Origin of the sequence: Allomuricauda sp. CP2A (assembly GCF_001683915.1) — a bacterium.
Taxonomy (GTDB): Bacteria; Bacteroidota; Bacteroidia; order Flavobacteriales; family Flavobacteriaceae; genus Flagellimonas.
In genome coordinates this window covers 17,471-29,956 of record NZ_LXTT01000039.1, presented here as the reverse complement: position 1 = coordinate 29,956, position 12,486 = coordinate 17,471, and the positions used below count along the sequence as shown (strand labels likewise).

The following is a 12,486-nucleotide window of genomic DNA, read 5'->3' as shown; positions in this document are numbered from 1 at the left end:
TACTTCTTAAAAAGATCTTATTTCATAATCCTCGTTAATTGAAAATACCGTTTATAGTTTTCTGGGATGTCCGCAATATCCAACAGACACCCTTCTTTCGTATAAGGGTAAATTTCTTCGTAGGTCTGTACATTGTACAAGCCAACCCGCTTACTGATATAGGAACGATCGAGTTCATCGGGACCATTAAGACCTGCTGCGGCCACTAGTTCCAATAAACTATGAATGGTGGCTTCATGATATTTTTTTACGCGTTCAGCCTTGTCTTCCACCACCAACCCTTTTACCAAAGACCTGTTCTGTGTGGCCACGCCTGTTGGACAAGTATTCATATTGCACTGCAAGGCCTGAATACACCCAACCGCCAACATCATGGCACGAGCGCTGTTGCAGCCATCGGCACCTAGTGCTATTGCCCTGGCCATATGGAAGCCGGAAATGATTTTGCCCGCAACGATCACTTTTATCTCTTTCCGCAATCCAAAGCCGACCAAAACATCGTGCACAAAAACCAGTCCCTCACGCAAGGGCATTCCCATGGTGTTGGAAAATTCGACTGGAGCTGCGCCCGTACCGCCTTCACCACCATCGACTGTAATAAAATCTGGTGTTATGCCCGTATATATCATTGCTTCGCAGAAATCCATAAATTCTTGCTTTCTACCGATGCACAGTTTAAACCCAATCGGTTTTCCTTCGGAGAGGTCGCGCAGTTTTTTGATAAAATACATAAATTGTATCGGGTCTGAAAAAGCGGAATGCGAAGGAGGTGAATGTACGGCGATACCTGGTTCAATATGCCTAACCCTTGCTATTTCATCTGTATTTTTTATTGCGGGCAATATGCCGCCGTGCCCAGGTTTTGCTCCTTGTGAGAGTTTAATCTCGATCATTTTTACTTCCGGCTTCAGGGCATTTTCCCGAAATGTTTCTTCATTAAAAGTACCATCATCGTTTCTACAACCAAAATAACCCGTACCGATCTGCCAAATCAGGTCGCCACCATATTTCAGATGATAATCGCTGATACCCCCCTCACCAGTGTTGTGGGCAAAATTCGCCATCTTGGCACCTTTGTTCATTGCCATGATCGCACGATCGCTCAATGAACCGAAACTCATCGCCGAAATATTCAACAGACTTGAGGCATAAGGTTGTTTGCAATCCTTGCCCCCGATCAATAACCTAGGAAACTCCCCTATATCCTTGGGATTATGCTTGGCGTACATCGAATGTTCCATCCATTCATACCCTGAGTGGTATAGATCCATTTGTGTACCAAATGGTTCCGTATCGGTCGTGCCCTTGGCCCTTCGATATACCAATGACCTCAAAATACGATTGAGCGGCCTTCCCTCGGTATCGGTCTCCACAAAATACTGCTGTATTTCGGGTCGTATGGACTCCAGCACATATCTGAACCTGCCAATCAAAGGAAAGTTGCGTCGAATGGTATGGTTCTTTTGGACAATATCAAAGATACCCATCACAATCAAGGGGGCCACGAATATGAATATCCATAAAATAGGAGGCCAAAAAAGTGCGGTACCTACGATGACAATAACAACCAAACTCGAGACAAGAATAAACAGTTCACGGACTTTCATTGTTTTTTTGTTTGCATCAAAGATATGAATAGACTGGATAGACAAGAAAGTTAATGTGTTTCACATAGTAAGGAAGTATTAAAGTTAATTGCAGTGGGGTGAACCTGACTTTGTATGGTTTGCTTTAACCATTTTGATACCCGTGCCAATTTCACTTCCCAATAAGGTCATTTCACCTATCTTTTTGGATGTTTCACTTTAAATTACTGATTTAAAGAATGTTACATTTTTACCTTTGCCAACGAAATCAGAAATAATTAAACAAAAAATAAAATCATGAAAACAACAGCATTTCTAAGTTTGGTACTCTTGTCCACGACGTTAATGGCACATGTAGGTAAATCCGAATGCAACAAGGGATGCACCACCCTATCGATGCAAGATATAACCTTCATCGAAACAGAAGAAGAAATCCATCTTGGTTTTGACACTGCGCTGTACCTGCCCGAAGGTTTTGACCCCTACGCGGGTATGGGGACCGTTGTGGACAGGATTCCATTTATCGAAGAAGAAGTGGAAATCCATCTTGGCTTTGATACCGCCCCCTATTTGCCTGAAGGGTTTAACCCCTACAAAGGAATGGTGTTCGACATCGACGAAATAGAGGTAGTGGAAATGGAGGAAAACATAGAGTTGGATTTTGATATCCAAAAGTATCTCCCTAAAGGTTTCAACGCCCTTGCTAAATAAGAATATAAAAATGGTCAAATCCATCCAAGGCCTTCAATGTACATTGAAGGCTTTTTTGACCTGAGGGCCAAGACCCGGTAAACCTTCAAGCTAAAATTGCCGTAAATTTGAATCGTTCCGAACAACAATGATTTCCATGGCCTTAAAACATGTCAAACAAGCCACCATAATCAAGATAGCCCTATTGCTTGCGATATTGGCATCCCTTCCTAAGACCATCTTCCTATACGACATGATCAGTCAGGGCAATCTTGACTTTTCGGGGTTACAGATCAAAGATCTGCCTTACCGTCTTGTTTTTATCTTCCTGTTCTCCTGGGCCATTTTGGAGTTGAACGCCAACATAAGCTATGCCAGGTTCAAGTGGTCGACACCGGTGCGAATAAGTGTCCTGTTCTTGGCAAATATTGCCATCTTTTTGATGGCCCTTACCATGTTCAAGGTTCTATATCCAATTCTATTGGGCACAGAAATGACGACCAGGGACAAAGGCTTTTTAAACTTTACCTTTGGTAATTTGTTGATCGCACTGTTCTTTATTGGAAGGATCCTACGCCTGCAGGCCGACAAGCAAGAAAGTAGGATCGAGAACGAACATCTTAAACAACAGAGCCTCCAGAACGAACTAATGGCTTTGAAAAACCAAATCGATCCGCACTTTTTGTTCAACTCCCTCAATTCGTTGACTTCACTTATCCGCGATAACGAAAAGGCCACACAATTCGTTCGGAAGTTATCCTTTATGTACCGTTATATTTTAAAGAGCGGTGAAAGCGATCTTGTAAGCCTTAGGGAAGAACTTAAGTTTCTGGAAAGCTATACCTATCTGATTCGCACAAGGTACCGTGACCGCTTCAGCATCGATATACAAATAGAGGATATATTTCTACAAGAGGAGATTCCGCCATTGGCCCTGCAATTGTTGGTCGAAAATGCGGTAAAGCACAACGAGATCTCGGAAACAAATCCTTTGGAAGTGAAAATTTATTCAAAGGAAGGCTCGATATTCGTTGAAAACATCATGAGACCGCGCACCACTATTGGCGAAGGCACCAAACATGGACTCTTGAACCTTAAGAAAAGGTACATTCTTGTCTGCCACAAAGAAATCACCGTACGCACCGAAAACAATATCTTTAGTGTGGAACTCCCTGTAAAAACAGCAGCATGAAGGTAGTAATCGTAGAAGACGAATTGGCAGCAAGCGATAATCTTGCCTATCTGCTACACGCCATAGATGATGATATTGAAATTCTTAAAGTACTTGATTCGGTAAAATCTTCGGTGGAATATTTTTCAAAGCCCCATGATCTGGAATTGATCTTCATGGACATCCATCTTGCCGATGGTGTCTCGTTCGAAATTTTTGATAGGGTAACCCTAAATGTCCCCGTAATTTTCACAACTGCCTATAACAAATATGCCTTGAAAGCATTCAAGTTCAACAGTATCGATTATTTGTTAAAACCTATAGACAGGGACGAGCTTTCGGATGCATTGGAACAGTTCAAGGTGCAGAACAAACAGAAAGGGATCACCGACCACCAAATAAAAGACCTGATTGATTTGGTCGGCAGGAAGACCAAGACATATCGATCTACTTTTTTGGTCCACAACCGTGACGAAATGATCCCCCTTAAAATCGAAAAAATAGCATATTTCAGAATTGACACGGGAATTGTAAAAGGGATTACTTTCGATAATAAATCGTACAGTATGGACAGTAACCTGGAAGACATCGAGGAGGAATTGGATCCCGAACTCTTTTATAGGGCAAGTAGGCAGTTCATCATAAACCGTGAGGCCATTGTGAACATCAAACAATACTTCAACGGCAAGCTCATTGTTGTTGTGAATCCTGTTTGTGATAAGCGGATTGTAGTAAGCAAGGCGAAGGCAATCGGATTTAAAACATGGGTGGGTTCTTGATTCACGGCTCCCTCCCAAAGGTCGCCTGTCCTTTTGGACCAAGCCCAAGCTTCGCCTACCTATCAGCTATTCGCATGCCCTCTGGAATCTTTTAAACAATCGAAAAGAAAAACACCAAAGGATTTAACAATATCAAATGGCTCCCGAACCGATATGCGCAATCGGATCACAAGTACCCGAAACAACCATTTTAGGTGAAGACGCGTAGTTTCAAAAAAAGAAGATTCCTCTTGATAAAAAAAGGAGGGACCTGTTTCCAGATCCCTCCGTTTATACGAATCAATCCTTCAATACCTTGGCCTGCTGTTCCAGAAGCATAATCCTTTCCTTGATCCGTGCTTCACGCTTTTGACGCTTTCCGGCATAAGTGTCCTCAATGACTGCGATCTTGTCCCTGTAAAAGGATTGCATCGCCACATAGAAGGATTGGTTGGTCAGGTCATTGGTGTGGTTGCTCTCCCCGAAGTGCACCTGACGGGTCAACAGGAACCGGAGTAGTTTATTTAACGTTTCCTTCTTGAAGTCCTTTTTGAATTTCACCACCAGTTCCTCTCGGGACAACTGGGAATCATCCCCAAAAAAATCCTCAAAATGTTCCCTTTGGTCATGCCAGCCCAGATTGTTTTCGAACAAGGAGATTGAGATGGCCACCATTTCATCAGTCGATAATGCCTTCTTTTGGTCAATATAATCGGTCTCCCGAATCATCTCCACCACATCCTTGAACTGGTTGTTGTCCTCAATCTCCTTTTTCCGCAGTTCCCTGACATTGATCTTGATAATCTGTTCCTCGGGGGTACACTCGGACATCTTTCGTTTTTCCAAGGACTTGGCGCCTGGACTTCCACCAGCATCTTCTTCTCTGACCTTTACATGAATGGTCTGGGTCAGATAGGTTCCCGTATCCAAGAGGACACCCTTTTCAAACCCATGATCCATGGCATTTTCCCATTCCTGTTTTTCCTCTGTAAAGGATTCCAGGGCCTCAGTCAGGAATTCCGCCAATTCTTCTTCTGTGTATTCATAGTGCCGGTGCTCTTCTTTAATGCTTTCCATGGTAGGCTCAATTGGCTCCTTTAAAATGTCCAGTTCATTGGTCAAATGCACCTCAAGACCCTCTTTTTCCATTTGGGCCATAACCCATTGATTGCGCTCCTCGTCCGCCCAGTATTTGCTAATGTTGGGCACTAGTTTCAATTCCTCCTTTTTCACTCTTTTCAAGAGTTTCATAAAAGTCTTGGTCTTTTTGTTCTCAAAGCAGGATGCCCGGGTACAGATCATCTTTCCTTCCCCGAATAGGTTCCCTTGGTTGGCCGCATTAAAAGGGCAGACATTACATGCACCGGCTTTGGGTACCAAGGTCTTGTCGTTCACATCAAAACAAGCTTGGGTCAAATCAAAGCTCCGGTTATCAATCATCCGCTTGACCCGATGTTCCTGAAAATCCCCTTCCATGCTTTCCAGCATTAATTTTTGCTCTTCCGACTCGAAAAGGGCCACGGCCACACCAAGGCCCAGGGTCATCTCCCCTCTTCTGACAAAGGTCTTGAAACCTTCAATCAATCCTGCCAATTTGACCCGTTGCCGAACATAATTTTCAGAACGGCCCAAGCGCTGGGCGATCTCAGTAGGTTCATATCGGTCCAAGAGAAACTGGATGGCCTCGGCCTCCTCTGTGGGTTCCACATCCTTCCGTTGCAAGTTCTCAATGATCTGGACTTCCAGTACTTCCGTATCGACATAGTCCCTTACCATGGCCGGGATAGTAGTCAATCCTGCTAATTTACTCGCACGAAACCGCCTTTCACCCATGACAATGATATAGCCGTCATCAGATTTTCGCACCGTGATAGGCTGCAAGACCCCATGTTGGGCAATGCTCTGTGCCAGCTGGTTCAGACTTTGATCATCAAAGGTTTTCCGAGGTTGGGCTGTATCCGGGGAAACCGATTCGATATCCAACATTTGGATTTGTGGGATGGTTGTTGCCTCCCCATGGATCTTGGACTTCCCTGGTTTGGATACTTGTCCATTGTTCACTTTGCGTGTCGCTCTCTTTTTTGTTTTTGTTTCCATGATTTTTAGATTTTTGATTAAACAATATTTGAGCGGACACCAAGCGGAAGACAAAATTTTGGAGTGGCAAGGAAACGGAATAAAAAGTGACCCCAAGAAACGGCTTTATGCCGTCCCTTGTCCGAGGATATTTTGCGAGCTTAACTTTCGAAAAAGATTGATAGGTAAAAAATATGTGCCAAGAGACATTGGCCTGCCTTGTATTGGCAAGCGACTAAATTCATTTCCAAATACAAAAGGTCTATTTTTAAAACGAAATAAGATCGGTGAATACTCAAAAAGTGGCTGTTGACTTCTCGTTGGTTGGATTGGATTTTAAAATCTACAATCCATTTTCCATGAAATGGTATTGATATTCTGCCGTAACGTACTCAAGTATTCCATTAATTCGGAGAACTTGGGAGAGTCCCCATAGATCATCTGTTCTTGCATTTTAATATAATCGTTCTCCCATGCTCGATGCAAATACTCTGGGGGTATAAAATCGATGGTTTGTGGTTGATGCAAGTTGTAATCCACACCAGCTAATCGTGTAAAACTATGACGATGCTTAACAATGGTCTCATATAAATCCATGTTTTCAATTGCGTTCTGGCCATGACCTTTTTTAGACATTTGGAAAATATCATATAAATGTCTGCTCAATCTATCGACCCGTATCTTATCCTTTGGTCTTTGAAATTCCTCATGCAACAAAAACATCTTTTCCAAAAAAGTGCGCTCTGGCAATACCGTAGGAATTTCTATGGCTGCTTGGGCAAAATTGGATTTTTGATATATTTCATCGACCATTGAAAGTATTGGTCTGTTCTCAAAAGGCTCCCTAAGGGACCGACAACCAATTTCAATCTGGACCCTCGGTTGTATATAGCCAGGTGTTTCAATAACATTGGGATAATAAACACTAAGAATTATAGGGTCCTGGTCACTTGAAACAATTTCTTCCGGTTCAATACGCACATCGATAAGACCTTTCGTTTTAAAAGACCCTTGTAACTCCGGTAATACGTTATCGATGATGTAGGTTTGGGCCGTTTTTCTAAGTTTGGTACGTTGGTTTTTTTTTTAAATCACCCTGAAACCCAAAATAGGAACGATCGACCGCTAGATCTATATCCTCCGAGAACCTTTCTATGATCTTCCATGCCTTACTTAAGGATGTACCGCCCTTGAACACCAAATGGTTTCCAATCTCCAATTCAAATAGTATGGTCAATGTCTGAACGACCCACCAATCCTTTTCAACGGCAAATGCCGGTAAGTTGGTTTGTTCCCCTATTTGATCATATGCTATTCTCTTATCCCTGGCGGGAACATGGTACCATCTATCCATTATTTCGCTTGTTAAGAGCATTCCGCATGATGACCCGTATCCATTCAGGGGCCAGATTTATATCATGCTCTAAACGAACAGGATCCTCCTTCTTCAGGTGTTTCAAAACAATGCCAATTTCTTTTTCAGTAACATTGTCCTTTCCAATATTTTTTAATGCTTGGATCACCAGACTACTGATAGGCCCAATTACGGATAGATTTTTTGGAGCGGTCTTTTTAAACTTGATGGTACGTTTGCCTACCTTAATGGTACGGGCCGAGCCATCGGTTAGATACACCGCATTTAATGGAACCTGAGTGGAGAGACCCAATACATTCAATGCCAATGCACCGGTTGGAAGAATCCTCGCCTTGTCCCGTTTTGCAATTGCCGTGGCTATTTCCTCTGTAGTTGGTTGAATTTCGCCAAATAATTCGTGTTTTTCAAGAGAGGCATACATCCCTCTGGCAACACGGCTGATCTGACCTCTATTGAAGAGTCGTTCCAAAGCTTTGCCGACGGCTTTTGCTGAACCAAAATCAAGAAAATCCTCAGAAAAGAATATGGTTCCCTTCTCGGCATTATTCATTTTTCCAAGAACATAATCATCAATTGATTTCATGTTTACATGAAGATATTTTGTCGCAAATTTAGTAAATATTTGCGACACATTAATGTTGTTGAACATGAATCAAACCAACACTGAACAGATATGTAAGATTTCCTATCCAGACCCTACCGCTCCCTCTTAGTATCCGATTCGATTACTTCCAACCAATGAATTCCTGCTTTTTTAGTGTGCCATGTTCAATGGTATCTTTCCCAATTAATATCAACCGTCAGTTGCAACATTTTATCACTAATGGAAAACAGCCATTCAAGCTGCCCCCAAACCAAATGGGCCTCTTGAAGATTACGTTGGACCCCTATTTCCATGGGCATTGGGGTCTTATCTTGTAAAAGATTGGAAATGGGGGATTGTTTCCCAAAATTCGGCATGGTTTTTCCGTTAGGGTTCAAAATGTCCTGTTTTTCTCCCTTTAGGGAATTGAGCACTTGTTCCAAGTTCTGTTTTATTGCATTCGTAGCAGCCTTGAACTCTTCGGATGCCTCTGTAGTGCCATGATGTTGGATGTAGGTGCTCAAGGAAGCCAGGGAAGCCAAGAAAGTATGGTTCAGGACGACCAACTCATATATTTTGTCCATTTCCCTTTGTTTGGATTTGGGTTCTTGCGTCATGCGCTGAAAAGCTGAACTCAGATTGGAGGTTTCCAAAAAAGCATCCTTCCGGGCAATCTTATAAGAAGTAGGCACATCCCCCTTCTGTATATAGTACGTTTCAATAGAAGTTAAAAACGCTTTGATGGCGTTGACACTTTTTTCGACACTCTCCCTCATTTCCACATATTCCCAGCTGGGCCACAACGTCAACATGGACAGATAAGAAAGACCGGCTCCAACCAAGGTATCCAGTATCCGGAATTGTACAACTGACAGGATATCAGGTGTAAGAATGGCATAGATAAACACCACGCTCAAGGTAATAAAAACGGCTGAAGTCCTATAATTCCTTTGTACCATGGCAAGGGCTATGATCAACGATACAACGCCCATGGCACCATATGCATAGGGGTTTGTCACCAAAAAAATGAGGCCCAAAGCAAAGGTACCGCCGATAAGTGTTCCTATGATCCGATCCTTGGCGCGGGTCTTTGTAAGGCCATAACTCGGCCTCATGATCACGATGATCGTCAATAATATCCAATACGGATTTTGGAATGTAAAGAAGGAGCCCAATGCATAACCAACCATTACAGCAACGGACAATCGCAAGGAATGCCTGAATATCATGGACTTAAAACTGAGATTTCTTACCAATAATTTAGGATCATAATCCTGCGATTCAACAAAGCGTTTGGCCTCCTTTCTATCGATGAGCTCGAATTCCGATGCATCCGTAGCCCCCAATAATCTTTTGATTCGTTTCAATTTTTCAAATTGCTCCTTGTGATAGGCCAATATGTTTTGGAGCATTAAAAATTCTTCATAATCCCCTAGATCTCCCCATTCTGAAATCTTTTGTGAGATATCGTCAAAAGATTGCCTCAATACATTATTCTTGGGTAGTTTGCTCCTGTCGTTCCCTGCCTGATCAATTAATTTTAATTGTAGGGACATTTGAAAAATCAATTCCTGTAAGGCCGTAATGTATTGGGGATAGTCCTTAAAGAGCTTGTCCACCTGATCATAATTGACTGGATTGGAAATCGCCGTTTCCAACATCCCGACCAATTCGGTGAAGATCAACAGCCGTTTGTCCAGATAGTTGGATCTACCCGAACTTCTACGGGAAAGGATCAATATTTCACGTAAGATCCCATGGTTTTCCGTAAGCTCACCCTGGAGTTCAAGTAGTCTTGATTGCAACCGTTTTCGGTCTGCTGTGGGATCTACCAGTTTTCCCCGTATTTCCAAAAATTCAGCGGTGAGAAGGTAGGTTTGGGAAAGATACTCCTCAGTCTCAGCCCTTGGATGTATGATACTCCAAAGCTTTGCCAAAATCAAATACCAGATACCTCCCAATCCTATCAGTAAAGCATACTGATATATCTCCAGTTCTTTGGAATCATGGGCAAAACTCAGGACCAAGGCCATGAGACCAGAAAAACTGATAAGTGAGGCCCGGAAACCATACACTGAGATAAAAGCAATGGCAAATGTGAGCAATCCCAATACAGGTAGCAATAGCCAAAGTTCTAAATGCAGGTATCCACCTATAAAGCTGACCAATGTGACCAATACCGCTGAAATCAAGATGCCTATTGCTTTTTGGTAAAAACTCCCACTTACATCGCTTGGGGAGCTCCACAAAGCTCCAAAACAAAGGGCCAGACCAATCTCAAAATATCCGAATCGCATCCCCAATATAATGGGCAGGGTCACTGAAAAGGCCACAAGGAAGGCCCTTGAAAAGCTGGTACTGTTCAAAAATTGCCTCGTTTCTTTCAAGATTTCAAAAGGGGTGGAAAAAAATGGCTTCAAGGTTTCATTCTTAAACGACAAAGATAACCCTTAACCTTCATCCTTTCATCCCCACAAGCCAATTCCAAAGTAAGCACGGGCTTAAGCTACAGTTAAGACGTTGAACAATCACAGGAACGGAAAAATAAGATGGATATGTTGAATTTCTGCAAGTGCAATCCCCCTTCACTTCACAGAAAATGGAAAAATATTTGGCCTATTCATCGGCCAGGCCAACAATGGAATTTAAGATGGCTACTACAAAAGAGGAACGAAACAGTCCTGAACTGGATTAGGTTTTTCCTATAAAAAGGATAACTTTATCCTATTAATAATTTTGTCTTCCTCTTTGATAATTTATAGTTTTAATGAATATCCAAAAAAATCAACCAAAATGAAGTCGATTCTAAAAATCCTATCAATTGCTCTAATTCTGTCAGCGTATGGTTGCTTTAAAAGCAAAAAAAAAGTGCACACTAACACAGAGGATATTCCTGTTCATAGGGAAATGAAAGCAGAATTGACCTCCCCACCAAATGTCCCCAGGCCGGTAGGGGAAAGAAAGGCCAAAAAACTCATCGTTGAAATGGAAATCCTTGAAAAAGAAGGGGAATTGACCGATGGTGTAAGGTATGTGTTCTGGACTTTTGGGGGGACCGTACCTGGGAGCTTTATCAGGACCAGGGTCGGAGATGAGGTCGAATTCCATTTACAGAATCACCCTGACAATAAGTTGCCCCACAATATTGATCTTCATGCCGTTACCGGTCCCGGTGGTGGAGCTGAATCCTCTTTTGTTGCACCAGGGCACGAAAAAGTATTTTCCTTTAAAACCCTGAACCCGGGGCTTTATGTCTATCACTGTGCGACCGCCCCAGTGGGCATGCACATTGCTAATGGTATGTACGGCTTGATTTTAGTGGAGCCTGACGGAGGATTGCCTATTGTTGATAAGGAATACTACATCATGCAAGGAGACTTTTATACCAAAGGGGCCAATGGTGAGCGTGGTCTACAACCCTTTGATATGCAAAAAGCCGTTGATGAAAATGCAGATTATGTGGTCTTTAACGGAAATGTGGGCGCCTTGACGGGCGATAATGCCATCACTGCAAAGGTTGGGGAGACAGTTAGGCTTTTTGTGGGCAATGGTGGTCCGGGCTTGGTATCTTCCTTTCATGTCATTGGTGAAATATTTGATAAGGTTCATATTGAAGGAGGCGACTTGATCAACGAAAATGTACAGACCACTATGATCCCCGCAGGAGGAGCCGCCATTGTAGAATTTCACGTCAATGTTCCCGGAACCTTCATCTTGGTGGACCATTCCATTTTCAGGGCGTTCAACAAAGGGGCTTTGGCCATGCTAAAAGTGGAAGGAGAGGAAAACGAAAATATTTATACCGGTGAGCAATATGATGGCATTTACCTACCGGAAGGCCCTGGAATACAGGAAATGCCAACCACTGATGGCGTTGTGGAATCAGAGATTCCAGCCCAAAATTTTGAAGAACAGATGAAGTTCGGCAAGCAGATCTATATGCAAACCTGTTTTGCTTGTCATCAGGCGGAAGGCCAAGGTATCCCCAATGCATTTCCACCATTGGCAAATTCAGATTATCTCAATGCCGATGTCAACCGGGCCATTGACATTGTACTGAATGGAAAAACCGGTGAGATTACGGTCAACGGTCAAAAGTACAATAGTGTCATGACCAGACAAATGCTCTCATCAGAAGAAATTGCCAATGTGCTGACCTATGTGTACAACAATTGGGACAATAACAAAACAGTGGTTACCTCGGAAATGGTCAATAAAGTAAAAAACAAGTAGCTAAAGCCAGCATC

10 protein-coding genes are annotated in these 12,486 nt (G+C 42.7%); 4 read left to right on the top strand and 6 right to left on the bottom strand.

Annotated elements, in window-relative coordinates:
• Positions 1–17: 17 nt before the first annotated feature.
• Positions 18–1,607 (bottom strand): FMN-binding glutamate synthase family protein, encoded by a 1,590-nt coding sequence (locus tag A7D14_RS05405; protein ID WP_067031087.1) that lies wholly within the window; start codon positions 1,605–1,607, stop codon positions 18–20.
• Between the two features lie 276 nt (positions 1,608–1,883).
• Between A7D14_RS05405 and A7D14_RS05400 the strand changes: the two genes are divergently transcribed.
• From A7D14_RS05400 to A7D14_RS05390, 3 genes are all read left to right on the top strand, one after another.
• The gene (locus tag A7D14_RS05400) at positions 1,884–2,297 is read left to right on the top strand and encodes a hypothetical protein (protein ID WP_141673227.1); all 414 of its coding nucleotides are present in this window, start codon (positions 1,884–1,886) and stop codon (positions 2,295–2,297) included.
• Between the two features lie 136 nt (positions 2,298–2,433).
• Positions 2,434–3,468, top strand: a complete 1,035-nt coding sequence (locus A7D14_RS05395; RefSeq protein WP_176712367.1) for a sensor histidine kinase — start codon at positions 2,434–2,436, stop codon at positions 3,466–3,468.
• Positions 3,465–4,226 carry a LytR/AlgR family response regulator transcription factor gene (locus A7D14_RS05390; protein WP_067031079.1) on the top strand — a complete coding sequence of 254 codons (762 nt, stop codon included), beginning with the start codon at positions 3,465–3,467 and terminating at the stop codon, positions 4,224–4,226. The genes A7D14_RS05395 and A7D14_RS05390 overlap by 4 nt, the downstream gene beginning before the upstream one ends.
• Before the next feature lie 279 nt (positions 4,227–4,505).
• Here the strand turns inward: A7D14_RS05390 and A7D14_RS05385 are convergent, their stop codons facing one another.
• The 5 genes from A7D14_RS05385 to A7D14_RS05365 all read right to left on the bottom strand — a co-directional run bounded on the left by A7D14_RS05385 (position 4,506) and on the right by A7D14_RS05365 (position 10,626).
• Positions 4,506–6,302 (bottom strand): ParB/RepB/Spo0J family partition protein, encoded by a 1,797-nt coding sequence (locus A7D14_RS05385; RefSeq protein ID WP_067031076.1) that lies wholly within the window; start codon positions 6,300–6,302, stop codon positions 4,506–4,508.
• Positions 6,303–6,617: 315 nt separating this feature from the next.
• A complete protein-coding gene (locus tag A7D14_RS05375) occupies positions 6,618–7,262 on the bottom strand; it encodes a nucleotidyl transferase AbiEii/AbiGii toxin family protein (protein ID WP_255307393.1) in 645 nt (214 codons plus the stop codon).
• Positions 7,263–7,341: 79 nt separating this feature from the next.
• Positions 7,342–7,635: a nucleotidyl transferase AbiEii/AbiGii toxin family protein gene (locus A7D14_RS20195; RefSeq protein ID WP_255307392.1), complete on the bottom strand. Its 294-nt coding sequence runs from the start codon at positions 7,633–7,635 to the stop codon at positions 7,342–7,344.
• Complete coding sequence (locus A7D14_RS05370; protein WP_067031070.1) at positions 7,628–8,239, bottom strand: DUF6088 family protein; 612 nt, start codon at positions 8,237–8,239, stop codon at positions 7,628–7,630. Before A7D14_RS05370 ends, A7D14_RS20195 begins: the two co-directional genes overlap by 8 nt.
• 185 nt (positions 8,240–8,424) lie before the next feature.
• Positions 8,425–10,626, bottom strand: a complete 2,202-nt coding sequence (locus A7D14_RS05365) for an FUSC family protein (protein ID WP_255307391.1) — start codon at positions 10,624–10,626, stop codon at positions 8,425–8,427.
• Between the two features lie 406 nt (positions 10,627–11,032).
• On the opposite strand from A7D14_RS05365, the gene nirK reads away from it, so the two are divergent.
• Positions 11,033–12,472, top strand: coding sequence for a copper-containing nitrite reductase (nirK, locus tag A7D14_RS05360; RefSeq protein ID WP_067031181.1), 1,440 nt, complete (start codon positions 11,033–11,035; stop codon positions 12,470–12,472).
• Positions 12,473–12,486 lie beyond the last annotated feature (14 nt).